Annotated in this window: 25 protein-coding genes; 12 read left to right on the top strand and 13 right to left on the bottom strand. The window is 63.4% G+C overall.

Translation table 11 applies throughout. From position 1 onward, the window contains the following. Positions 1–22 precede the first annotated feature (22 nt). A complete protein-coding gene (locus OKW28_RS35375) occupies positions 23–784 on the bottom strand; it encodes a glycosyltransferase family 2 protein (RefSeq protein ID WP_429452329.1) in 762 nt (253 codons plus the stop codon). Between the two features lie 241 nt (positions 785–1,025). Here OKW28_RS35375 and msbA point away from each other — a divergent pair, with 241 nt between their 5' ends. The 3 genes from msbA to OKW28_RS35360 all read left to right on the top strand — a co-directional run bounded on the left by msbA (position 1,026) and on the right by OKW28_RS35360 (position 3,995). Continuing rightward, positions 1,026–2,819: a lipid A export permease/ATP-binding protein MsbA gene (gene msbA, locus OKW28_RS35370; protein ID WP_429452327.1), complete on the top strand. Its 1,794-nt coding sequence runs from the start codon at positions 1,026–1,028 to the stop codon at positions 2,817–2,819. 124 nt (positions 2,820–2,943) lie between these two features. Further along, on the top strand, positions 2,944–3,270 hold the full coding sequence (locus tag OKW28_RS35365; RefSeq protein ID WP_429452325.1) for a glycosyltransferase family 2 protein: 327 nt from the start codon (positions 2,944–2,946) through the stop codon (positions 3,268–3,270). Further along, on the top strand, positions 3,270–3,995 hold the full coding sequence (locus tag OKW28_RS35360; RefSeq protein WP_429452323.1) for a hypothetical protein: 726 nt from the start codon (positions 3,270–3,272) through the stop codon (positions 3,993–3,995). Before OKW28_RS35365 ends, OKW28_RS35360 begins: the two co-directional genes overlap by 1 nt. A 43-nt stretch (positions 3,996–4,038) precedes the next feature. On the opposite strand, the gene OKW28_RS35355 is transcribed toward OKW28_RS35360, so the two are convergent. After that, positions 4,039–5,055, bottom strand: coding sequence for a glycosyltransferase family 2 protein (locus tag OKW28_RS35355; RefSeq protein ID WP_429452321.1), 1,017 nt, complete (start codon positions 5,053–5,055; stop codon positions 4,039–4,041). 181 nt (positions 5,056–5,236) lie between these two features. On the opposite strand from OKW28_RS35355, the gene OKW28_RS35350 reads away from it, so the two are divergent. Next, complete coding sequence (locus tag OKW28_RS35350) at positions 5,237–6,343, top strand: glycosyltransferase family 4 protein (protein ID WP_429452319.1); 1,107 nt, start codon at positions 5,237–5,239, stop codon at positions 6,341–6,343. Between the two features lie 45 nt (positions 6,344–6,388). On the opposite strand, the gene OKW28_RS35345 is transcribed toward OKW28_RS35350, so the two are convergent. Continuing rightward, the gene (locus OKW28_RS35345) at positions 6,389–7,690 is read right to left on the bottom strand and encodes an O-antigen ligase family protein (protein WP_429452317.1); all 1,302 of its coding nucleotides are present in this window, start codon (positions 7,688–7,690) and stop codon (positions 6,389–6,391) included. 292 nt (positions 7,691–7,982) lie between these two features. Between OKW28_RS35345 and OKW28_RS35340 the strand changes: the two genes are divergently transcribed. Then, on the top strand, positions 7,983–8,828 hold the full coding sequence (locus tag OKW28_RS35340; protein WP_429452315.1) for a glycosyltransferase family 2 protein: 846 nt from the start codon (positions 7,983–7,985) through the stop codon (positions 8,826–8,828). A gap of 42 nt (positions 8,829–8,870) precedes the next feature. On the opposite strand, the gene OKW28_RS35335 is transcribed toward OKW28_RS35340, so the two are convergent. After that, complete coding sequence (locus tag OKW28_RS35335) at positions 8,871–9,197, bottom strand: hypothetical protein (protein WP_429452313.1); 327 nt, start codon at positions 9,195–9,197, stop codon at positions 8,871–8,873. A 294-nt stretch (positions 9,198–9,491) separates the two neighbouring features. On the opposite strand from OKW28_RS35335, the gene OKW28_RS35330 reads away from it, so the two are divergent. Continuing rightward, positions 9,492–10,424, top strand: coding sequence for a recombination-associated protein RdgC (locus tag OKW28_RS35330; RefSeq protein ID WP_429452311.1), 933 nt, complete (start codon positions 9,492–9,494; stop codon positions 10,422–10,424). 3 nt (positions 10,425–10,427) lie between these two features. On the opposite strand, the gene OKW28_RS35325 is transcribed toward OKW28_RS35330, so the two are convergent. From OKW28_RS35325 to OKW28_RS35305, 5 genes are all read right to left on the bottom strand, one after another. Further along, a complete protein-coding gene (locus OKW28_RS35325; RefSeq protein WP_429452309.1) occupies positions 10,428–11,285 on the bottom strand; it encodes a FecR family protein in 858 nt (285 codons plus the stop codon). A 565-nt stretch (positions 11,286–11,850) separates the two neighbouring features. Next, positions 11,851–13,071, bottom strand: coding sequence for an MFS transporter (locus OKW28_RS35320; RefSeq protein WP_429452307.1), 1,221 nt, complete (start codon positions 13,069–13,071; stop codon positions 11,851–11,853). 39 nt (positions 13,072–13,110) lie between these two features. Next, positions 13,111–13,632: a VOC family protein gene (locus OKW28_RS35315; protein ID WP_429452305.1), complete on the bottom strand. Its 522-nt coding sequence runs from the start codon at positions 13,630–13,632 to the stop codon at positions 13,111–13,113. A 67-nt stretch (positions 13,633–13,699) separates the two neighbouring features. Further along, positions 13,700–14,185, bottom strand: coding sequence for a VOC family protein (locus tag OKW28_RS35310; RefSeq protein ID WP_429452303.1), 486 nt, complete (start codon positions 14,183–14,185; stop codon positions 13,700–13,702). A gap of 143 nt (positions 14,186–14,328) precedes the next feature. Next, complete coding sequence (locus OKW28_RS35305; protein WP_429452301.1) at positions 14,329–15,891, bottom strand: SH3 domain-containing protein; 1,563 nt, start codon at positions 15,889–15,891, stop codon at positions 14,329–14,331. Between the two features lie 158 nt (positions 15,892–16,049). On the opposite strand from OKW28_RS35305, the gene OKW28_RS35300 reads away from it, so the two are divergent. Next, complete coding sequence (locus OKW28_RS35300; RefSeq protein WP_429452299.1) at positions 16,050–16,475, top strand: TOBE domain-containing protein; 426 nt, start codon at positions 16,050–16,052, stop codon at positions 16,473–16,475. A 37-nt stretch (positions 16,476–16,512) separates the two neighbouring features. On the opposite strand, the gene OKW28_RS35295 is transcribed toward OKW28_RS35300, so the two are convergent. Further along, positions 16,513–16,947 (bottom strand): hypothetical protein, encoded by a 435-nt coding sequence (locus OKW28_RS35295; protein ID WP_429452297.1) that lies wholly within the window; start codon positions 16,945–16,947, stop codon positions 16,513–16,515. 114 nt (positions 16,948–17,061) lie between these two features. After that, the gene (locus OKW28_RS35290; protein ID WP_429452295.1) at positions 17,062–17,424 is read right to left on the bottom strand and encodes a glycoside hydrolase family protein; all 363 of its coding nucleotides are present in this window, start codon (positions 17,422–17,424) and stop codon (positions 17,062–17,064) included. A gap of 290 nt (positions 17,425–17,714) precedes the next feature. Between OKW28_RS35290 and OKW28_RS35285 the strand changes: the two genes are divergently transcribed. From OKW28_RS35285 to OKW28_RS35275, 3 genes are all read left to right on the top strand, one after another. Further along, positions 17,715–18,215, top strand: coding sequence for a GAF domain-containing protein (locus tag OKW28_RS35285; protein WP_429452293.1), 501 nt, complete (start codon positions 17,715–17,717; stop codon positions 18,213–18,215). 167 nt (positions 18,216–18,382) lie between these two features. Further along, complete coding sequence (locus OKW28_RS35280) at positions 18,383–18,877, top strand: hypothetical protein (protein ID WP_429452291.1); 495 nt, start codon at positions 18,383–18,385, stop codon at positions 18,875–18,877. Positions 18,878–19,175: 298 nt separating this feature from the next. Further along, positions 19,176–20,081 carry a lipid A biosynthesis lauroyl acyltransferase gene (locus OKW28_RS35275; RefSeq protein WP_429452289.1) on the top strand — a complete coding sequence of 302 codons (906 nt, stop codon included), beginning with the start codon at positions 19,176–19,178 and terminating at the stop codon, positions 20,079–20,081. Positions 20,082–20,761: 680 nt separating this feature from the next. On the opposite strand, the gene OKW28_RS35270 is transcribed toward OKW28_RS35275, so the two are convergent. Next, complete coding sequence (locus OKW28_RS35270) at positions 20,762–21,028, bottom strand: DUF1488 domain-containing protein (RefSeq protein WP_429452287.1); 267 nt, start codon at positions 21,026–21,028, stop codon at positions 20,762–20,764. Continuing rightward, entirely contained in the window at positions 21,029–21,184 is a 156-nt protein-coding gene (locus tag OKW28_RS35265) for a hypothetical protein (protein WP_429452286.1), read from the bottom strand. A gap of 813 nt (positions 21,185–21,997) precedes the next feature. Between OKW28_RS35265 and OKW28_RS35260 the strand changes: the two genes are divergently transcribed. Together OKW28_RS35260 and OKW28_RS35255 are read left to right on the top strand one after the other, a co-directional pair. After that, positions 21,998–22,870 carry a transglutaminase family protein gene (locus OKW28_RS35260; RefSeq protein WP_429452284.1) on the top strand — a complete coding sequence of 291 codons (873 nt, stop codon included), beginning with the start codon at positions 21,998–22,000 and terminating at the stop codon, positions 22,868–22,870. 42 nt (positions 22,871–22,912) lie between these two features. Continuing rightward, positions 22,913–23,716 (top strand): transglutaminase-like domain-containing protein, encoded by an 804-nt coding sequence (locus OKW28_RS35255; protein WP_429452282.1) that lies wholly within the window; start codon positions 22,913–22,915, stop codon positions 23,714–23,716. Positions 23,717–24,009 lie beyond the last annotated feature (293 nt).

Raw genomic sequence — 24,009 nt, 5'->3', positions numbered from 1 at the left:
CTGCCGCGTGTACCGGCTAGCCTTACCGCCCGCCCGTTTTTTCGAGGCGCGCCAGCTTCAGAAACCGGTAGTACACCGTCTCCGCATTGAACAGCGCGATCATCAGCCCGGTGCGGCCATCCAGAAAACCGCGCCGCAGCAGATAAGTCCGCACGAACGCCCACAGGCCGCGCCCGAGCGCGAGGCGAATGCTGCCTTTCTGCCCGGCCTCGTAACGCTGCCGCGCGCCGGCCGTCGAATACGCGTCGAGCTTGCGCAGCACACCCTCGTAGTCCTCGTACGAGTAGTGCATCAGCTTGCCGGTCAGGCGTTGCGCGGGCGTGTCGAACACGAGGCGCTCGTGCACGAGGTCGTCGGAGAAGCGCGCGGTGCCGCGTTTGAAGAGGCGCGGAATCCAGTCCGGATACCAGCCGCTGTGATGGACCCAGTGGCCGCAGAAACTCGACAGACGGTCCACCGCATAGACGTCGGCGGCGGGCGCGGCGAGCGCCGCGCGAATCGATGCGGCAAGTTCCGGTGTGACGATTTCGTCGGCGTCGAGCGACAGGATCCAGCTTGTCGTCAGGGCATCGACCGCGCGGTTCTTTTGCGGGCCGAAGCCCGGCCAGTCCGTCTGTTCGATGACACGCGCGCCGTTCGCGCGAGCGATGTCGGCGGTGCCGTCGGTGCTACCGCCGTCGATCACGACGATCTGGTCGGCAAAGGCCACGGCCTGCAGGCATTCGGCCAGCCGCGCCGCCGCGTTCCGGGTGATGATGGCAACGCCAAGAGTGGTTTCTTGCATACCTGAGTTGCGTGGAGAACGAAGTGACGGAGCGGGTCGCGACCCGGCAATCGAGCAGCGAGTATACACATCTCATCCGGCCCCACACCACGGCGCCAATCCGCCAGGTGTTGCGCGCATGCCGTCGCGCGCCGAGCGCCGGCCGTCATCTGCAACCGATTACAATGCTCTTTTTTGATATTTCACGCGGCCGCCCAATCATGCGCCGCGTGCTCGCCGTTCCGCATTTCCAGAGGATTCCTTGAGCGCGAAGCCAACGTTAAGCAAACCCATGGGTGCAGGCGATGCGTCGTCGCCGGCCGTCGTCCTGCGGCGCCTGTGGCCCTTCATCAAGCCGCTGCTGTGGGTCGTGGTCGGCGCGATCATCGCGATGGCGGTGAGCGCCGGCACCGACGCCGCCATTCCCGCGCTGCTCAAGCCGCTGCTCGACAAGGGCTTCGGCTCGCACGCAGTCGACAAGACCAAGTGGCTCGTGCCGATCGCGGTGATCGGCCTCGCGTTGATTCGCGGCGTGTCGCAGTACGCGTCCGGCTATCTGCTCGCGTACGTGTCGAACAAGATCCTGCTCGAGCTGCGTCTGAAGATGTTCGACCGCATGATCCACACGAGCGTCGCGTTCTTCCAGCGCGAAACCGCGAGCACGGTGATCAACGCGATCGTCTTCGAGGTCAATCAGATCCTGAACGTGCTGCTGAGCGTGATGGTCACGCTCGTGCGCGACTCGCTGACGGTGATCTTCCTGCTCGGCTATCTGTTCTATCTGAACTGGCGCCTGACGTTGATCGTTGCGGTGCTGCTGCCAGGCATCGGCTGGCTGGTCGGCAAGATCAATCGCCGGCTGCGGCGACTGAACCGCGAGCATCAGCTGCTCACCAACGAGCTGTCGTATATCGTCGAAGAAACGGTGGGCGGCTACAAGGTCGTCAAGGTGCATAACGGCGAGCAGTACGAGACGGACCGCTTCACCGAGATGAGCCGGCGTCTGCGCGGCTACGCGATGCGCATGACGGTCTCCGGTGGCCTCGCGCAGCCGTTGACGCAGTTCCTGGCGTCGATCGCGCTCGCGGTCGTGATCACGATCGCGGTGGTGCAGTCGTCGTCGGATCAGACGACGGTCGGCGGCTTCGTCGCGTTCGTCACGTCGATGCTCCTGATCATCTCGCCGCTCAAGCATCTGATGGACGTGAACCAGCCGTTGCAGCGCGGCATGACCGCGGCCGAGCTGATCTTCGGCCTGATCGACGAGCCGGCCGAGCCGGAAGGCGGCGGCAAGCCGCTCGCTCACGCGCGCGGCGAGGTCGAGTTCCGCGACGTGTCGTTCACCTACGGCACGAACTCCACGCACAACGGCCATACGCTCGACCAGGTGTCGTTCAAGATCGCGCCGGGCGAGATGGTCGCGCTCGCGGGTCCGTCGGGCAGCGGCAAGACCACGCTCGTGAACCTGTTGCCGCGCTTCTTCGATCCGACCGGCGGCGCGATTCTGGTCGACGGCGTCGCGCTGCCCGAGTACGACCTGCACGCGCTGCGCAGCCAGATCGCGATGGTGAGCCAGGACGTCGTGCTGTTCAACGACACCATCGCGCACAACGTTGCGTACGGTCAGGAGGTCGATGCGGAGAAGGTCAAGGCGGCGTTGCGCGCGGCGAACCTGTGGGACACCGTGCAGGCGATGCCGCAGGGCATCGAGACGCTCGTCGGCGACAACGGCATGATGCTGTCGGGCGGCCAACGCCAGCGTCTCGCGATCGCGCGCGCGATCTACAAGAACGCGCCGATCCTGATTCTCGACGAAGCGACGTCGGCGCTCGATTCCGAGTCCGAGCGCCACGTGCAGGCGGCGCTCGAAACGCTGATGAAAGGCCGCACCACGCTCGTGATCGCGCACCGCCTGTCGACGATCGAGCGCGCCGACCGCATCCTCGTGATGGAGGCGGGGCGGATCGTCGAGCGCGGCAGCCATCGCGAGCTGCTCGAGCACGACGGCTTGTACGCCCATCTGCATCGCATCCAGTTCCAGCAAAGCCCGGTTTGATCCGGCACATTGCGAACGGGAGCGCGGGCCGGTGTTGTGTTTGAGTCTCAATTTATTGCGCTTTTTCGGCGCTAATCGCATGCTGGCGGGCAATCACGGTCCGCCTCGCGGAAATCGACTGCCCATGTCTCACGACGATCCGAGCAAGCCGCTCGTCTCCATCGCGCTCGCGACGTACAACGGCCGCACTTATCTGCCCGAGCTGCTGGCTTCGCTCGAAGCGCAGAGCTGGCCCCATCTCGAAGTCGTGGTATCCGACGACGCCTCCTGCGACGGCACCCGCGAACTGCTCGCGTCCCATACGGGACGCGTGCCGGTGCGGCTCGTCGGCGATGGCACGCGGCCGGCATCGTCGGCAATTTCGAGCGCGCGCTCGCCGGCTGCCGCGGCGACTACATCGCGCTCGCCGACCAGGACGACGTCTGGGCGCCCGAGAAAGTCACCGATCTGATGCGCGGGCTGCGCCGCGTGGAAAGCGCGGGCGACGCCGCCGCGACGCCGGCGCTCGCGTTCTGCGACATCGAGCTCGTCGACTCGACGCTGTGCTGTATGTCACGCTCGCTGTTCGATATCACCGCGAAGTCGCGCTGCGCGACGCGACTGCGCGATTTTCTGCTGAGCAACCATGTGCCCGGCTGCGCGATGCTCGTCAATCGAGCGACGCTCGAACGCGCGCTGCCGTTCCCGCCCGGCATCGTGATGCACGACTGGTGGCTCGCGATGGTGGTCGCGTCGTTCGGCGAGATTCGCCACGTCGCGGCGCCGCATCTGAAGTATCGGCAGCATGACGGCAACGCGGTCGGCGCGAGCGCGACCAACGAGCGCGGCGCGGCGCGCGACGAATGCGGCGCCGAGGCGGCACGACGGCGCGGCGCGAGCCGGCAGCGGCAGATCGAAGCCATCGCGGATCAGGTGCGGGTGTTCGCGCGACGCTTCGGCGCGGAGCTGCCCGTCGATGCGCGTCACGACATGTATGCGTTTTCGCGCGGTGTCGCGAGCTGGCGCGGCGCATTCGAGTTCGTGATGATCAGCCACACCGGCGAGACCTTCGTGCGCTCGGTGAAGATGTTGCGGCGCTTGCGCGCGAGCGTGCTGAGCTTCGGCGTCGAGGTGCGAAGGCCGAGTCTCGCGCGACGCTTGCGGCAGCGGCGGGGTGCGTCGCGCGGACTTTCGTGACCGATGTGGCGTCGCAAGGCACCGCGAGATCCTATCGTCATCTTCAGGCCTTTCTGCCCCGCACGGCCCGCTTGATCCAGATGCCCGGCGCGTAGACCATCGGGCAACTCGCATACAGGAACATCCGAATCCGCAGCCCGAGCTTCAGGCCGGCGCTGCGCGTCACCAGCTCGAGGCGTTCGCCGAGGCTGCCCGCTTCGAACATCGCGTGGATGAACTGCTCGCGCGCGAGCTTCGGCGCCATCGCCGCGCGCATGCGTTCGCCGACACCGGCGATCTGAGCGTCGCGCTGCAGTTGCGCGAGCTCCGCGAGTCCGTAGCGATTGCTTTGCCGCATCCGCGCGATCAGCTCGTCGACCGACTGGTAGCGACGCTTGCGCGAGAGCCCGCCGCGCCGATAGCGCACCAGCGGCTCGCGCAGACTGATCGCGCCGCCCGACAGGATCGCGCGCAGCACCATGATCTGATCCTCGGCCGCGGCGCCCGGCAGCATCGGCCCGAAGCGCTCGATCAGGCGTCGCGACCACGTATGCGCCGCGCCGATCAGCCATGGACGCTCGACGAGCCAGTCGTCGAAGCTGCGATAGCGATCGAGCTCGGTCGGGCTCACGCGCTCGTGCACGTGACCCGCTTCGTCCATGTCGGCGAGATCGGTGGCGATCAGGTCGGGGCGGCGCCCATGCGCGAGCCAGCAGTCGACGACGCGCTCGCAGCGCTCGGGCGTCGACATGTCGTCGCCGGCGGCGACGAACAGCAGTTCGCCGTGCGCGAGCTGCGCGAGTTGCGACAGGTGCGCGCTGATGCCCTGGTTCACGGTATTGCGCCGTGCGATGACGCGATGTGGGCCCACGTAGCCGGCGAGCGCCGCTTCGATCGCGGCGTAGGTGGCGTCGCTGGACGCGTCGTCGGAGACGATGATTTCGAGCGGCTCGTAGGTTTGCGCGAGCGCGCTGCGCACGGCGTCGCCGATCTGCTCTGCCTGGTTGTAGGCGATCACCAGCATCGAGACGAGCGGGCGGGTGGTGTCGGCGGTTGCGGCGGACGGCGGGCAATCGGTCATGGAGTCGGGACGAAGGCGATTGGCCTAGATTCTAGCCGCTGACGGCCGCGCCGCGCGACGCACGCGGCGAACCCGGGCACCCCGAGCCGAAGCCGGCGAAAGCCATCCTTTACAATTGCCGCTGCCCCGAAACTCCGCACCCACGGCCTCGCCCGCGCGTGCGCCTCACCGAGACCGATCCTTGTCAGAGCCAACCCGCGACGCAGCCCTCGACCCGAACCGCCGCCCCCTCACCGACATCGCGCTGACCGCCCAGGCGCTGAAGAACAGCGGCGGCGCCGAGCGCTACACGCGCGACGTGATCGCCGGCCTGCATCGCATGGGTTTGCGCCCGACGCTGTTCGCGCGCGAGATCGACCGCGCGCTGCCCGAAGCCGCGTGGATCGATGCGCAGCCGCTCGACGTGCGCTGGGCGCCGCGCAAGCTGCGCAACCTCGCGTTCGACTGGCGTCTGAAGCAGCGGTTGAAGCGGCATCGTCCGGCGTGCGTGTTCTCGATCAATCACTCGACGCATGCCGACGTCGCGTTGTGCGGCGGCACGCATCCGGGTTCGCTCGAAGCCGCGGGCCGCGCGCGGCGCCGCAGCGACGAATGGCAGATCGAACTCGAGCGGCGCGTCTACACGCGGGCGCGCTCGATCGTCGCGCATTCGCAATTGATGAGCCGCGAGTTGCAGCGTTTTTATGACGTGCCGGCCGCGCGGATCGACGTGCTTTATCCGCCCGTCGAGACCGCACGCTTCCGGCCGCTCGACGCCGCCGCGCGCGCGGCAGTGCGTCGCCAGCTCGGCGTGCCCGACGATCGCGTGATGTTCGTGTTCTCGTCGACGAGTCACGAGCGCAAGGGCTATCCGCTGCTCGAAGCGTTTTTCTCGCGCACGAAGCTGCCGGTCTGCCTCGTCGTCGCGGGACGCCCGGTGCCGAAAACCGGCGATACAATTCGTTACGCGGGTTACAGCAAGGAGATCGAAAAACTGTTCGCGGCCGCCGATTTCACGGTCGTCGCGTCGGCGTACGAGCCGTTCGGGCTCGTCGGCGTGGAGTCGGTGATGTGCGGCACGCCGCTCGTGATCGCCGACAACGTCGGCTCGGCGGAGACGGTGACCGGTGCCGCGAAGATCGAGTTCTCGCGGCAGACCGCGGGCAGTTTCGAGCGCGCGATCGAGCAGGCGGTCGAGCGCGTGAAGAGCGGCGCCGCGCGCATCGCGACGCCGCGCGACAGCCTCGTGTACGACCCGAGCGTCGACGCGCACGTCGCGGCGCTTTACGAGGTGTTCACGCGAGGATGAGGGCGGCGCTCCGCGCTCGGGTTGCCGCTTCTCGTCAAATCATAATCAATCGCGCGGCTGCGTCTCGCGCACGACCGCTGCTGGCGCCGGCGTGGTCCGCGCTTCGCTTCGCAACTCGCGCTTGCGTGCATCGATCACCGCCAGCAGCGTCGCCACCAGCGAGGCGAGCAGCACCGTCACCATCATCGGCACCAGCACGTCGATAGTGAGCCCGAAGATCACCGTGCTCGCCGCGACCGCGAGACCCGCGTACGACGCGGCGCGAATCGCCGGATCGGTCGCATGCCGGTGTCGCCAGAAATACACCGTGATCCCGTAGTAGAACAGCAACAGGCAGATCACGCCGACCGCGCCCATCTCGGCGAGCGTCGAGAAAAAGTCGCTATGCGCGCGCTCGTTGACGATCTCGGCCTTCACTTCGCCGCGCTTCGCCATCACGCCGAGCTCGTCGACCAGATGGCCTTTGCCGACGCCCCACACCGGATGCCGCTCGAACATCATCCGCGAAGCGTTCCACAGTTGCAGGCGCAGGCCGGTGGCCGTGTCGTCCTCGCCCTTGCGCATCATCGACACGTCGTTCGGCACCTCGGCAAAGCGCTTCTGAACCCGTTCGGTCGACAACAAACCGCCCGCCCCGATCACGATGACGAGCGTCGCGATCAGCAGGCGCTTCTTCTGCGTGAACCAGTGGTACTGAATGCCGAGCAGCACGACGAACACCGGCACGGCGAGCCAGCCGCCGCGCGAACCCGACAGAAACGATGCATAGCCGCCCGACACCAGCGCGAGCACGCGCGGCACCAGCACGCGCCAGTCGCGCGGATTGTCCCAGCCAAGCGTGAACACCGACAGGAACCCGAGCAGCAGCGCGGTATCGCCGAACGGAATCGCGTTCGTGTACGAGTTGTTCAGGCGGTTCGCGTCGGTCCAGCCGCCGGGCGGCTGATTGATGAACGCCCATGCGCCGACCGCGAGCGCGCCGGCCGCGCAGCCCCAGCCGATCGTGCGCAGATTGCGCGACGGCAATTGCCGCAGCAGCAGGAACACCAGAAGCGCGAGCACGAAACGCGACGCATTGTCGAACTCGCGTGGCAGCCAGTAGCCGAGCACCAACTGCTGCGCGCCGATGCCGACGACGAACGCGAGCATGCCGATCGTGAACCAGCGGTAGGTCCGCAACGCGGAGAAATAGCCCGGCATGCGCCGGTTGACGATGGCCGCGCCGAGCGCGAGCGCGACGAGCGCGAAAAAGCAGTAGCCGGTGCCGCCGCGCCAAATCAGATTGACCGCGGGCGCGAGAAACAGCAGAGCCGACGTGAGCCAGATCAGACTGGAAGCAAAAATCATAGGTCTACGTTATCGATGAACACACTACCGTTCCGGTGGTGAAATTGCAGGGGGTGCCGGACCATTTGAGTTTTTCAAGACGGTAGAGCGATCCGGATTATAACCATGCGCTTGCTTGCGAAATGCTTGCTGCCGCACGCGGGAAGGTTCCGCTGGTCCGCGGCATGCGGGTGGGGCGGGCGCGGGCGGCGTCTGTCGTGCGAGCAGGCGGGGGCGGTACAATCGCGCGACATTCATGGCCGGCGCGCGGCGCATGCCGCGCGCCGCGCCCAGCTCAACGGACCCCGACTCGATGTTCTCAATCATCATCCCGACCTGGAACAACCTGCCTTATCTGCGCCTCGTGATCAAAAGCCTGCGCCGTCATTCGACGCATCCGCACCAGATCATCGTGCACGTGAACGACGGTTCGGACGGCACGCTCGCGTGGGTGCGCGAGGAGGGCATCGAGCACACGGCGTCGCCCGGCAATATCGGCATCTGCCACGCGGTCAATATCGCGGCGGCGCGCGCGACGCAGGACTACATCGTCTACATGAACGACGACATGTACTGCTGCCCCGGCTGGGACGACGCGCTCGTCAAGCGTCTCGCGCAGATGCCGGCCGACAACCTGTTCATGTTGTCGGGCACGATGATCGAGCCGGTTGATTCGGGCAATCCATGCGTGGTAGTGCGCGACTTCGGCCGCGATGCGCAGGCGTTTCGCGCCGACGAGCTGGTCGCCGCCGCGGCCGGTCTCGTGCGCGCCGACTGGCGCGGCGCGACGTGGCCGCCGACGCTCGTGTATCGGGACTGGTGGTTCAAGGTGGGCGGCTACAGCAGCGAACTGAGCCCCGGCATGAGCAGCGACAACGATTTCTCGATGAAGCTGTGGGACGCGGGCTGCCGCGTGTTCGTCGGCGTCGGCGACAGTCTCGTCTATCACTTCCAGCAGAAGAGCACCGGCAAGATCGTGAAGAACGACGGGCGTCGCCAGTTCCTCAACAAGTGGGGGATGACACAGGCGACCTTCGACCGCTATTACCTGCGCCGCGGCACCGCCATCGACGGCGCGCTCGCGGTCAGCGAGCCCGAGCGCACCGGCCGGCTGCGCCGTGCGCTGTTGAAGTCGCGCATCAAGCGCGCGTTGGGCTGACGGGCGGCGAGCCGAAAACGGCTGCTTGACGCGCTGCGTGTGTCAAACGCCGCGCGTTACGAGCGGCAGCACCGTCAGATCCGGATGCGTGCCGTCGACGATGCTGCGTCCCACGTGCACCGCTTCGTAGAGCGCGTCGTCGAGGCTCGGGAAGCTCTCCTCGCCGTCCGCGTGAAACGCCACCGCATGGCCGGGAAGCTGGGGGTTGGCGCCCGGATGGCAGACGTAGCCTAGATACGTGTAGCGGCTGTTTTTCGCGGCCACATCGGCGGCATGCGCCGGGTCGGGTGGATCCTTCGCGACAGCTGACACGTGTATCTCGAAGCCCTCGTATCGCACCGTCTGCCAGCTTGCGGTTTGGTCGGCCATGACCGCCTCCGTCCGGGTCTGTCCTGTCCAAAAGTCTAGGTGATTTGCCGCCAAAACGCGCGGGCGGCCGGCTACGGCCAAACCATGACGGCTTCGACTATGGAGGCGCTCTTGGGAAGCAAGTTGATGAAGCGCATTCTGCTGACATCAGCGACGTTTGATAATTGGCCTGCAGTTGGAGGGATTTTCGTTTAATTTTTGAAAATAGGCGGACTGCGGATTGTGTCCGCGAGGACGCCCCGGTGGGTTCTCGTCGGATAAAATGTTGCGCTTTGCCTAAATCCGACTTCGCTCATGTGGTTCAAAAACCTTCAGCTGCACCGTCTGCCCGCGCCGTGGTCCGTTAACCCTGAACAGATGCAGAAGTGGCTCGCGCCGTACGCGTTCGCGCCCGGCCAGAGCGTCGAGATGCAGGCCCAAGGCTGGGCGCCGCCGCGCGACGGCGACTCGCTGGTCTATGCAATGAACGGTCAGATGCTGCTGACGTTCCGTGCCGAGAAGAAGCTGCTGCCCGCGTCGGTCGTCACCCAGGTCACGCGCGAGCGCGCGGCCGAGCTCGAGGAGCAGCAGGGCTTCAAGCCGGGCCGCAAGCAGATGCGCGACCTGAAGGAGCAGGTCACCGACGAGCTGCGGCCGCGCGCGTTCAGCATCCGCCGCGATACGCGCGTGTGGATCGATTGCACGAATGGCTGGCTCGTGATCGACGCGGCGTCGCAAGCAGTCGCCGACGATGTGCGCGGTCTGCTCGTGAAGTCGATCGACCAGTTGCCGCTGATGACGGTGCGCGTCGCGCAGTCGCCGGTCGCGGCGATGACCGGCTGGCTGCTCGAGGGCGACGCGCCGGCGGGTTTCACGCTCGATCAGGACACCGAGCTGCGTTCGCCCGCCGAGGGCAACGCGACGGTGCGCTATGTCGGGCATGCGCTGGACGCCGAAGACATGCGCCGCCACATCGAGGCGGGCAAGCAATGCATGCGGCTTGCGATGACGTGGAACGATCGCGTGTCGTTCGTGCTGACGCCGTCGCTGACGATCAAGCGCGTCGCGCCGCTCGACGTGCTCAAGGAAGCGAGCGACCCGACCGCGCAGAACGACGACGAGCGCTTCGATTCCGACGTCGCGCTGATGACGGCCGAGCTCGACCGCATGCTGCGCGATCTGCTCGATGCGCTGGGCGGCGAGCAGGGCGAGCAAGGGTTCGCGTTGCCGCAGGCCGTCGCGGCCTGAGCGTCAGATTCTCGCGCTGTCGAGCGCTTCGACGAGGGTCCAGTAAGGCGTGATCGAGCGCAAGCGGATCGGGTAGGTCCGCTGCAGGAGCGCGAGCGTCGCGTCGGTATCGGTGAGCTGATAGATGCCCGACACGCGCAGATCGGCGACGTCGTCGGCATAGCGCAATACGCCGGCGTGATAGCGCGCGAGTTCGTCGACGAGATCCGCGATACGCATGTCGTTCGCGTAGAGCAGGCCACGCGTCCACATCGCCTCGCGCGGGTCGAGTGCTTGCGGGGCCGCGGCGCCGAAGCGTGTCAGCGTGCACCGTTGGCCTTGCGTCAGCACCAGCGCCGCGCCCGATGCCGGCCTCACCAACGCGTCGCCGCGAAACGCGGCCACGCGTGTGAAACTATCCCGTTGCCTCACGCTGAACTGCGCGCCGCGCGCTTCGACGACGCCTTCGGCCGTCTGCACGAGCAAAGGCGCATGAGTCGTTCGGGCGCCCGGTGCGCCGCCAACATCGCTCACGGGCCGCACCATGATTTCCCCTCCGAGCAGATCGACGCGCCGAACGTTCGCCTCGAACGCGGCGTTGATCGCGCTCGCGCTGCCCAGTGTGATCTGAGTGCCGTCCGCCAGCAGCACGTCGTCCAGTTCGCCAGTCGCGGTGCGGAATTCGGCGGTCCACATCTGCCACGGCAAGCGGCTCGCGAGCCAGCCCGCGGGCGCGGCGATCGCAAGCCCCGAGAGCGTTTTCAGCGCGCGCCGCCGTCCCTGCGACACGCCGGCAGCTTCCGCGTCTTCGCGTAGCGCGGGGCCGACGTCCGCGGGCACGGCGCCGATTTCGCGCCGCAATTGCTGCGCTCGCCGAAGCATTTGGTTAAAGATGCGGTAATCCGGACGCATTTGACAAATGTGATTTAAATTGAATTTAAGAGATCAGGATTTAACAATTTCTATCTGTTGATAATGATTTGCGGCGCATATTCGGATCGAGTTCACATCGAATTGACTCAATACCTTATTCTGAGCGGAAGCGTGGGCCCCGGTTGCGTGAGAGCATGCAGACTCATTGTCATCGATACAAAAAATTCAGGCTATGTGTGGATCGTTTCTTTTTGTGAATTCTTAACCAGAAATGCGGCTAATTGCGCCGCAATAGAACGTGGCCTTTTTGTCACGAATTACAGCGTGCCCGGTTTAGCTGACGGGCGTGTAAATCTGATGAAACTCTTCGCATGCGCGCGGCGCTGACGACGGTCTGCGCGCAGCCGGCCACTCATGAACCCCGGTAAAACTCCGTGCGCTGCCGCACCTTCGATGCAGACGAAAAAACGACAGCCGTATCAAAGGCTTGCGGATTTTTCCGGGAAGTTATGCACAGATTTGCCAACAAAAACTGTGGGTAACTTCGAGCGTGTCGTCGCGCGTCGAAGCGCCGTTAGTGTTCGAGCGCCCACGCGCGCTTGCGGCGCAGCAGCGCCGAGCCGATCGATACCGCCGCGCCGATGCCGCCCATCGTCAGCGACAGCGCGACGATCAGTGGGCCGGTTTGGGTGCGCGCCGAGAACACGCCGACGAGCAGGCCGGCGAGCGGCTGCGTCAGGTTGTTCAGCAGAATCGCGACGCCGATGGTCTTGCCGTAGTCCTCGGGCGGAATGATCTGCAAACGCGCGCTGCGGATGTAGACGTTGAACATCTTGTCGAAGCCGACGATCAGCAGGAAGCCGAGCGCATAGCCCCACGGCGACGCGCTCGCGCCTGCGATCACGCCGCCCGCGCAGATCGTCACGAACGCGAGGAGACCGAGCACGCGCGCCGGCCATCCGGCGCGCGCAACCGTCAGCAGCACCAGCACCGTGGCGATCGCGCCGGCCGTTTGCAGACCGGCGTAGTAGCGGCTCGATTGCGCATGCAAACCCGTCACCATCGCCGCCGACGTCGCAAGCGTGACACCGATGACGAGGTTCTCCGCGGCCGCGAGCATGATGACCTTCTTCAGGCCCGGCAGCGTCCACACGTGATCGAGCGCGATGCGCAGCGGCGTGGTCCAGTGAGCGGTGGGCGTGAGCGATCGAGCGGACACAGGCGCAGGCGCGCGAAAACCGCTCAGTCGCTGCCAGACGAACAGTGCGGCGTCGGCGCACAGAAACAGCACGCCGGTCGCGGCGACCACCCATTCCCAACGCCACACACCGAGCAGCAAAGCGGCGAGCATCGGCCCAAGCACGAAGCCGAGCTGATCGGCCAGTTGCGAATACGCGAGCACCTTCTGGATCTGCTGCGTGCTGAAGATCTGCGGCAGCATCACCTCGCGCGCGACGAGCCCTTGGCTCGTCAGCACGCCGCACGCGGCCGACAGCGCGATCAGCCAGCCGATGCCGCCGAACAGCGCATACGCGGCGATACCGCCGAAGCATGCGAGCGCACGCACCGCCTGGCTCAGCCGCATCAGGCGCAGCGGTGCAAAGCGGTCGCAGAGCGCGCCGAAGAACGGGAACACGAGGTAGCGCGGCAGCGTTTCGATGAAAAACGCGAGCCCCGACCACGAGACCTGGCGCGTCGTTTGAAACACCACGAGCGGCACCAGAAAGAGCAGGATCTGATCGGCGAGACGCGCGATGAACAGCGAGCAGAAGAAGGCCTGATGGTTGACGCGCACCGTGGTTGTCTCGCCGTGTTGGGGTCGAGACCGATCCTATCAAAAGATCGCGCGGGCGAGGCGGGGCGCCCGCTGGCCGCCGCCCCATTCGCCGCGATACGCCTGTTCGAGCGGCGCGATATCGAGCTTGACCATCTTCATCATCTGCGCCATCACGCGGCTTGCCTTTGCGCGATCCGGGTCGCGCAGCATCTGCAGCAGCACGTTGGGCGCGATCTGCCACGACACGCCGAAGCGGTCCCGCAGCCAGCCGCAGGCCCACGGCTCGCCGCCGCCTTCGAGCAGCTTCGACCAGTAGCGATCGATTTCCTCCTGCGAGTCGCAGTGCACGAACAGCGAGATGGCCGGCGTGAATTTGTATTGCGGGCCACCGTTCAGCGCCATGAACTCCTGGCCTTCGATTTCGAAGGTGACGGCGACGACCTTGCCCGCCGGTCCTGGGCCGGCGTCGGTGGCGTGCAGCGTGGTGGCGATGCGCGACGCCGAAAACACCGACGTGTAGAACTCCGCGGCTTCTTCCGCGTTGCCGTCGAACCACAGGCACGGCGCGATTTTCTGCATGACGTTGCTCCTTCGGGACTGGTGTCGGTGGGCGTGGGCGTGCGATTGCCCGACGCCCATCGGCCGCTCACTTCTTCTCTTGGGACGAACGGTCCATCGCGGCCATCGCTTGCTGGATTTCCTCGGCGCTCAGGTCGCGCTTGTGCGTCGCGAGCGACCAGCTGTGGCCGAACGGATCCTTGACCTGGCCGTAGCGGTCGCCCCAGAACATGTCGGTGACGGGCATCGTGACGGTCGCGCCCGCGTCGACCGCCTGTTTGAAACTCGCGTCGACGTCTGGTACGTAGTGGTGAATCGTGACCGGCGTGCCCTTCAGCGTGTTCGGGCCGAAGGTTTGGTGCTCGGGCCATTCGTCGGTCAGCATCAGCATGGAGTCCCCGATTTTCAGGGTCGCATGCATCACCTTGCCGTCGGGGCCCGGCAGACGGATCTGTTCGACGGCGTTGAAGGCTTTCGTATAGAACGCGATCGCTTCGGCGGCGTTCTTGCAGATCAGGTACGGCGTGAGCGAGTGCATCCCGTCCGGGATCGGTTTGGCTGCGGCGCTGGACATGACGGTGACTCCTTGAAGTAACGGTTCCTCAGTGGAAAGACCGGCTGCGTGAGCTGGGTCTTCAACGTTACGACGAGTTGGTCACCGTCGGATCGACACTCCGAAAAAAATATTTTCAGGCGCGGGGGAGGGCGGCCCGCCATTTATCCCGCCGGATTGTCCTCGTCCGCCGGCGGCGCGGACGACGGCGCCGTGCTGCCCGCCGGCACGCCGAGGATGCTGATCTGGAACGTGTGCGTCGCGGCGAGCGACTGCAGCGTCGCGTCCTCGGGGATGCGCTCGTCGAGCGGCAGGATCACCGAGCCGCCGATGACCGCGCGCCGGCTGTTGTCGGCCGGACGCAGGCCCCACACGTCCTGATAGACGACGGGGACCGTGGCGCCGTCGCGCGTCGTGTTGCCGAGGTACAGCATCACGTGGCCGCCGATGTAGATCAGCGTGCGCAGCGGCACGCCATGCCGCGCCAGATAGTCGAGCCGTTCGGCGGGTGTCGACTCCGACAGATTGACCATGCGGCCGGCGCTCATCTGCGTCGACGAATGGCGCGGCAGCCACACGCCGAACGCGGCGAAGATGCTTTGCAGTTCCGACGAACAGTCGTTGTAGAGCCCGCTATTGCCCCAGCCGTACGGCCGGCCGATCAGCGCCTTCAACAGCATCGCGAGATGGCGCGGCGTCGCGGCGAGCGGCATCGGCGTGACCTGCGTGGCGTCGAGCGACGCGGTGCGGATCAGCGCGCGGCCGTCGACGTCGCGCGCGGCAACGAGGAGCTGGAGTGTGCCTGCATTGGTGCTGGTCGCGGCTGGCGATGCCGAGGCACCCGCCACCAGCGGCAGCATCGTCCCGGCCGGGGCAGCGAAGCGGAACACGCCGTGGCTGTCGTTGACCGCCGCCGACGCGACGATCACCGCGCCTAGCGACTTCCCGGCCGCCGCGCGCCATTGATCGATGAAACCATCGTCGGCGAACGCGACGCCGTCGCTGCGCACCCAGCCCTGCACGTCGGGCGTCTGCACGTAATGCCACGCGCCGTCGACGCTGCTACCGAGCACATAGAGCGGCGTGCCGGGTCGCACCGCCGAGATCTGCAGGTTGTCGAACGGATAACCCTCGCCGGCCAGGCGATGGTCGTAGAACGACGGATCGGTGGTAGGCAACTCGCGCACCATCAGGTTGCCGGTCGCGATCGCGCGCCGCTCGGGCTGATAGACCGGTGTTTGCGTGAACTGCGCGACGTTGATGTTGCGCGCGATCGCGTCGATCCACGCCTTGTCGTGCGGCCGGAAGTTTTCGCCGTAACCGATGACGCCGCCATGCTTGCCGATGTTGTCGAACCTGTCGATGCGGCGCTGTTGCAGTGCGGCAATGTCCTCGCCCTGCTCGCGAAACACGCGTGTCGTCACCCAGGCGGGATTCCACGGCGACGGCGCGTTCTCGCCCGTGCCGAAGTAGCGCGCGAACAGCGCGTCGAAATGTGCGCGCTGCTCGGCGGCGCTGAGAAACGGCCGATCGTAGTCGGGGCTGTTCGGATCGAGCCAGTGATCGACGTTCTGGTCGTAATGGGCGAGCGAAAACAGCGTGACGTTGTCGACGAACGCGTGCGTGCTGCGCGGCGGCGTTGGCGTACTGCACGCGGCGAGCGTCGCGACGGCGACGCACAGCACGACGGCGCGGCAGGCATGGCGGGAGAGAACGGCGACGGGCATAAAGATTCGGCGTATGAGGTGCACGGCCAAGATGATACGGTGTCGGCGATGCGCACGGCGCATCGGATGTTTGGCGGCGGCGCGCGCGGCTTCGACTACACTCGCTCTATCCGTCCACCCGCGCGTCGCCACGCGCGACAATCGCCAGGGAGTCCGCCATGAAAACCAGCGCACGCAATCAGTTCAGCGGCGAAGTCACCGGCGTCAAGCACGGTGCCGTCAACGACGAAGTCACGCTGCGCACGCCGGACGGTCTCGAGGTCGTCGCGATCATCACGCACGGCAGCGCGAAGTCGCTCGGGCTGGCGACCGGCAAGCATGCCTTTGCGCTCGTGAAGGCAACGTCGGTGATCGTAATGGTCGATGTCGCGAGGCAGCAGGTGTCGGCGCGCAACTGCATCGAAGGAACCGTCGCGGCGGTGACGAAGGGCGCCGTCAATTCGGAAGTGACGATCAGTGCCGGCAGCGCGCAGATCGCGGCGATCATCACGAACGACAGCGTCGAGCGCCTCGGCCTCGCGAGCGGCAAGGCGGCGACGGCGGTTTTCAAGGCGTCGAGCGTGATTATTGGGGTCGATCAGTAAAAGGCCCGTGGCTCTGGGACGGGTACTCAACGAGCTCTCACTCGCGGATGGCGCGAACGATGATCCCGTCCCATCCAAAAACAATCCTGTGAGCGTCCATCCGGAAGATCGCAAAACAATTGTCGCTATCTACGACAACGGTTGTAGCGGGCAACCCGGTTTCATTCACGCGAAGGTCGAACTGTTTCTTCAACGCCGAAAGCGTGTCAATTCGCTTGACGGTAAAACCTGTGTTGGGCTTGCAGGTTTCACTGTCGAAGCTCATGGATTGCGGCGTAATTGTCATCGTCATGCCGAGAATCCGTTTTGCTTCGGGGATGCCACCAGAAATATCGGCATAGTCAACTACATCGGTCACGACCCAATTGCCGATGAAATCATTAATCGTAGCGTGTGGTGTTTGTGCCGCGCACACGCTTGCCGAGACGGTCAGCGTGAGAGCCGCATACGAAAAAAGCTTGTGGCCTGTCATTGTGCTGACCGCCGGAAGGGCGCGGATTCTCGTTGACGGCGGCTCATTAGTCCCCGGCTTATCTTCGCGGGACCTATCTTTCGGCCATTGCGATCACGCGGGGTAATCATCACATTAAGCATCATTTTTTCTGCTACCGCTATCATGTCTCCGGTATTTGCTGGACCTAACGTCACGTGTGTTCTGGCGTGACGAGTTATAAGCAAAAGACACGGCAGCATCGAACTGTGCCTGAGTCAATTCGTGCTGCGTGACCACAGCTTTAACTGCTGCCTCAGCGTCACGAATCCGATTTTGCAGGACAGCGTTTGCCTGTTCGGGAACAACCGTTCGCGCCAGTTCTTCCGCCGTACACGGACCGAAGTGGGCTAATGTGCCGATGCCCCAGGTGCAATTACCATTCTTTGGCGCATCGTTGTAGTAGTGCATAACGACACCTTCATTTAGACGAAGGGCGGTATAGCCTGCTTCACTCATGGATTTATCTGAATTTGCGTTCGGCATCGAAATATCTTAAAAAAACAACTCGAATGGAGTGGGTAATATAGCAAAAACAGAGTCGCAGGGACCCGTTCGATTTAAACTAATGCGAAATGAATATTTATTATATTAAGATAGAAACAAGAAGGGATAGTCGAGAACCGAAGGGGCGGCATCATAGACGCGCGGCGCGTGTCACAGCGTTCGACACCCGCGCGCGGGGATTGCGCTTGATTTACACTTCACCCCTTACCGCTTTCCATCCCGCTCTGATCACGGACGCCGTCATGTTCGAAGTTTCCTCCACCTCGCATCTGCCCAAAGCCGCGCAATATGAAGAACTGGCCGCGCAGGCGCGCGCGCTGCTGGCCGGCGAAACGGACTGGATCGCCAACGCCGCGAATTTCTCGTCGTTCGTCTTTCATTCGTTGAGCGATCTGAACTGGGCCGGCTTTTACTTTCACGACGGCCGCGAACTGGTGGTCGGCCCGTTCCAGGGCAAGCCCGCGTGCGTGCGCATTGCGCTCGGCAAGGGCGTCTGCGGTACGGCCGCGCAAACCCGTCAGACCCAGGTTGTGCGCGACGTGCACGAGTTTCCCGGCCATATCGCATGCGATTCGGCGTCGCAATCGGAAATCGTCGTGCCGCTCGTCGCGCCCGACGGCACGCTGATCGGCGTGTGGGATGTCGATAGCCCGGTCGTCGCGCGCTTCGACGAGGAGGACGCGAAGGGCATGGAAGCGTTGTGCGCGGTGTTCATCGAGGCAGCGCTGCCGCGCGGCGTGTAGCGTTGCCGAATCGCGCCGAGCGCGGCGCGCAGCACTGAGGCGCAGACCGTGCATCTCAATCTTTGAGACGCCCTAGCGCATCACCGCGATGCACCGCGTGTCTGGCGCTTTTCTCGCTTGCCACTTCGTAGGTGCGGGTCCGCTTTCGATGCGGCGACGGCAACATCGTGTTCGTGCCGAACAGCCAGATCTGGAGCAATCCGGTGATCAACGACAACTGTGGCGGCACTCAGCGCATCGAGGTCGAGGTGGAACTCGCGCAGCGCAAGGACGTGGATGCGGCGATCGGGCAACTGCAGAAACTCGTGGCCGTCGAGCCGCGCGTGCTGAGCGGTTCGACGCTTGCACCGGTGGTGTCGGTTGCGGATTATCCGGCGGATGGCGGCGCGACGTTGAGAATCGCCCCCGATGGCCTAATGCCTTCTTCGCTAATCTTGGGCTGTTCACGATGTCCGAGGCTCATCGATTGGCGCGCCAATCCCGATGTGGAAACAACTGACTGGAGAGCCCGTCGCGGGAAAACTGCACACCGGGTTCGGAGGGAGGGGACGGCGTCCGCCGTTTCCTACCCCTATCCAGTCGGCCATAGCGGTCGGTTGCCGATCGGGCAGCGTGCGGCGGCAGCAGGTCGCTTTGTTGACTTCACAACCCGGTGTCGATGAATGTCAGCCAAGTCATGGATGGATGAGTCTTGCCGACCCGGATCTGCCCTTCGCCCCAATGCGGACTCGGCGGCGGCTTTCAAAGTAGAACGGCCGCCTGGTGGTGCATCCGCGGTGCAGGCGCTTGCCGCCCATACGCAGTCGTTTTCGCTAGGGAGAACCGAGAACCCCTAGCGTCCACCTGGGTAGCCCGTCACAAAGCAGTACGTGCGATACTTCCCGGCCATCGCCATGCTATGCCACCAGGATCTCGAATTTTGTTATACATCCGTAAGTATTCGTATTTTTCCGTGTCGCGATGAGTGATTCTCGCGAGCGGGGGAGGTTCTTGGGGCGATTAGGCTATGTCTTGATTGTAGTGCTGCTGCGCGTCTTCGCAGTCCTTCCCTATACGCTCGTCGCAAGGTTCGGCAGCGCGCTTGGGGCAATGTTATATGCACTTCCAAGCTCCCGGAAACATATCGCTCTCGTCAATCTGCGTCTCTGTTTTCCGGGCAAAAGCGAGTGCGAGTACAACGACCTTGCCAGAAACCATTTTCGCCACGTCGTTCGAAGCTATCTCGAACGAGGCATTCAATGGTTCGGCAGCGCGCAGAGGATACGAAAGCTGGTCCACATCGAAAGTCGAATCGATCTGGAAGACAGGAACGCTTCGCCGACCATCTTTCTTGGCTTCCATTTCGTGAGCATCGAGGTCGGCTGCATACTCTACTCAACGCGCGTGCCCGCCGCCTCACTATATACACGCATGTCGAACGCGCGCCTTTGCAATCTAGCCAAGCGGCAACGCGGCAGATTTGGCGCCGAGATGATTGAACGTTCGACAAGCGCCAGAAAGATCGTCGGCTTACTTCGTTCAGGCAAACCAGTCATGCTGGCTGCTGACATGGATCACGGCATACACAACTCCGTTTTTGTGCCGTTTTTTGGCGTCCCCGCGTGCACACTCACTTCGGTTTCGCGCCTTGCTCGACTGGCCCATGCGCGGGTTGTACCATTCGTGACTGAAGTATTGCCCGACTACCGCGGGTATAAGCTGACCATCTTCGAGCCGCTCAGCGACTTTCCTTCAGAAAGTGAGACGATCGACGCGCGCCGAATGAATGAATTTCTTGAAACGCAGATCAATCGGTGCCCAGAGCAATATTACTGGGTGCATCGACGCTTCAAGAATCGTCCACCGGGCGTGCCAGGTGTGTACTGAGCACACCGTCCGTAAGGCAGGCGACCGTTCCTGGTTGTGTGCTTCCGTGAGGTAACGCAATGAGCTCGACTGACAGGCATAGGTCCGCTATCTGAGTCTTCCAGACGAAAAGCCAGGTGGCTTTTGTCCGGCAACCGTCGATCTCAGAGCTACACAGGTCGCGCTGTGCCGCGCTTTCTACGGAGCTGTGCGGATGCACAAAAGGTGTGCAGAAAACAGGTCCCCGCACCTCAGCGAATTTGACATTGAAGGTGCGCTGAAGGATGCGTTCGATGTTTCGAACCGGGGCGTGTGGTATCAGTTGAACCTGCTTGCTGACGCAAATCTCGTGCGCTCGATGGGTAGCGACTGGCGGCTAATCTGGAATGGCCACGAGTTTTTGAAGTCGGCAGCCCCGAACGCCTTTGAAGACACTTAAAGAGCGATTACGATGCTTGACGGGCCGTCGCGTCTTCGGGCATTTCTGCCGTCCGCGCGTCTACGGATTTCGTCGCGCACGAGCGACCGGTTGCGAGAAATCTGAGTGCTCCTTCCTGCCCCTGCGCGGGTCTCAACTATGCGCATATGCTTCATCTTGGACGTATGAGGACGATCGGGCCGAATAATAATGGCTATGTGTTCGAACCCTGCTCGCGCCTCGCATGCCCGCAAATGAAAAGTGATCGCGCCGGATCTTCGATTCAGGAAATCATGTACCTGATCTGCGGGCCACCCTTATATAACGTTTTGGCCAGTTCCAGTATCCGGTCGCGATTGCGATCGAACGCCGCGAGCAGGTCGGTTTCCTCGCTGCAGGTTCCGGGGTTGAGCTTCGTCAGCATTTGGTCATCGACAAGAAACGCGATCTCGCGAGAATTGTCGTAACCCCAGAAACATACACAATGCCTGGATGCGTCGTAAGAGCGACTGGGATTGGGAAAGCTGAGCACGATCTTGTTTTTTGCCATCTATTCTCTCGAACAGACGTAGCGCCACTTTGCGGCATTGACATCGATGCGCGCATCATCGTCAAGCCGCTTCTGGGCGCGGTCGGACTCCGCCTGCCGCAAGGCTTCGGCACGAGCTTTCTGGGTCGCCACATAGTCTTGCTGTCTGCTCGGCATGACCGAGCTCATTGGGGTTCGCTTCAGCATCTGGATGCCCGAAAAAAGAGAGTGCAACTTCAAAGCAGCGGCCTGAGGCCAGAAAGCACGCCTGAGCACCGCGACGCGCTACATCAAGGTTACCATGCTCATTCGCGTGCGGGATTCCCGCTGGGACTGTCGATCGAAACACGGGTGGCGAGCCGATGGAAGCGGCTTGCGCACTCAGGTTGGCTATCCGAGAGTGCGCCGCATGACGCGACAAAGCAAGAACAATCGGCAAAGCGGCGGCTGAGCGCATGAAGAGGGCATGCACTGTCAGAAAACTTGTGCACTTACCGTTTAAGGTGTGTGATCGAGTCTTTTAAATAGATCGCGACAGTAATTCAAAATGCGCCCAGAATGAGTCAGAGAGCAGCCCCTTCCGTGGCCGCCGAAATGGGGAGCGAAATGGCAAAAGGTCAACTTCGTAGTAACCGCGAGGCAAAAAAGCCTAAACAACCCAAAAAGTTGCCATCTCCCGGGGCAGATCTGTTCAAGACGCCTTCCCCGAAGACTTCTGTGTCGAGCAGTGTGACGAAGAAGAAGTAACCGGCGCCCGCACGTGGGAGCGCGGTGGTTTCGCTTTAAGTGCGCGCACTTTCGACAGTGGTCCCGTATCCGCCCTGTAGAAGCAGCGCCGCTGTGATCGACGTGCACCTTGTTGCCTCTCATTGTTGGTCGCATTCAACGCGTGTCTGAGTCGTTAACGATTGCCGCCCCAGTTCGTCCTGTCGCGGTGGGCTTTCCTTTTGGGGGCGAAATGGTGAGCAAGTTTGTTCGCGGCGAAACGCAATGACATCGCCGCAACGTCTAACCGTGCGGCACCAGAGCGTCTACCACTACTCGGAGCCAGTGCGCTTCGGCGAGCATCGCATGATGTTCCGCCCGCGTGCGAGTCATGATCTGCGGCTTCTCACCGCGCAGTTGCTGATCACGCCCACACCTGAACGGCTGCATTGGTTGCACGATGTCTTCGACAACTCGGTCGCAGTCGCGACGTTTTCGGTCGAAGCATCCGAACTGCTCTTCAGAAGCGAGGTGACGCTCGAACATTACGAGGCGCCGCTGCCCGATTATTCGCTGGAAGCCTATGCGTCGACGTGGCCGTTCGCGTACACGAGCGAAGATGCCTCTGATCTGGTGAACGCGCGAAGCCGGCAGTACCCGGACGACGACGTCGACCTATGGGCGCGACGCTTTATCGAACCCGGCGGCACGACAGGCACGATGACGTTGTTGCGCAGCATGACGCTCGAGATCAAGAACAGCTTCACGTACGTGCGGCGTATCGAGAAGGGTGTCAATCGTCCTGCCGACACGCTACTCCTACGCAGCGGCAGTTGCCGCGATTTCGCGGTGCTGATGATGGATGCAGTCCGCTCGCTTGGCCTCGCGGCCCGGTTTGTCAGCGGCTATATCTTCGTGCCGGACCATGACGCCACCTTGGGCGGCGGCGCGACCCACGCATGGCTGCAGATCTATCTTCCCGGTGCAGGCTGGGTCGATTTCGATCCGACCAACAGCATCGTCGGCAACCGGCATCTGATTCGTGTGGCGGTAGCGTGGAATTACGATCAGGCGCTGCCGCTCTGGGGCACATGGCACGGCGCGATGCATTCGTTCCGCAGTCTTGAGGTCGACGTGAGCGTGACCGAAGACGCCTGAGCGCTCAGCGCGTCACGCCTTTATCAATGGAAGGATGGTCAGATGAAACTTCGCGTGGGCTATGAACTGATCTACGAGTGCGCGCAGCCGACACCGATGATGTTGATGTTGAACACGCATTTTTCCCGCGTGCAGGATGTCCTGTCTGCCGATCTGCTGGTGGTCGATCCGCCTGTGGCGATCACGCAGTATCGCGATAGCTTCGGCAATCTTTGCAGCCGCATCGTCGCGCCGCAGGGACTGATTTCGCTCTCCACCACCGCGCTGCTCAACATCTCCGATCAACCCGAGACACGCGAGCCGTTCGACTATCAGCATGCCGTTGAAACGCTACCGGATGAATGTCTGGTGTTCCTGCTCGGCAGCCGCTATTGCGAAACAGATCTGCTGTCCGACATTGCCTGGAAACTGTTTTCCAATACGCCTCCGGGCCGCCACCGGGTGCAGGCGATTTGCGACTACGTGCATCGCCACATCACGTTCGGATACGAATTTGCACGACCGACCAAGACCGCCTTTCAGGCGTGGCAGGAACGCAAGGGCGTGTGTCGCGACTTCGCTCATCTGGCCGTGGCGCTGTGCCGCGCGATGAATATTCCGGCGCGCTATTGCACGGGATACATTAGCGATGTCGGCGTGCCGCCGCCGTGGAGCGCGATGGATTTTGCGGCCTGGTTCGAAGCCTACGTTGGCGGCTCCTGGCAGACATTCGATCCGCGCAACAATGTGCCGCGTATTGGTCGCGTGCTGATGGCGCGCGGCCGCGATGCCGCCGACGTTGCGATTAGCAACACATTCGGTCCGACGAAGCTCATCAAATTCGACGTCCACTGCGCGCCTGAATGAGTTCGTGCGACTTTCGGACTACGTCGCTCCCAAGGCAGCAATTCGTGAACAAGGCGAAAGCAAAGCATTGGACGCCCTCGTTCGGGAGCGGTACTTTGCCTGGAAGGATCGCTCGATCCATCTGAAGTCCGGCAGTATGAACAGGCATAAGCCGCGCCATTGCCACCCCGCGAGCCGGTAACAGTCAAATGGCGCAGAATGGAATCGCGCGCATGTTCGCGCACGCGAGAGGACGTGGCGCCCGAGTTTGGACGTCAGAGCCTCCATGTTAGTGAGACAACCTTGCTGTAGTG

The organism is Paraburkholderia sp. 40, from assembly GCF_050434105.1.
GTDB classification, from domain to species: Bacteria; Pseudomonadota; Gammaproteobacteria; order Burkholderiales; family Burkholderiaceae; genus Paraburkholderia; species Paraburkholderia tuberum.
Note: the sequence above shows the minus strand (reverse complement) of the source record. Positions and strands in the feature narration are given on the sequence as shown.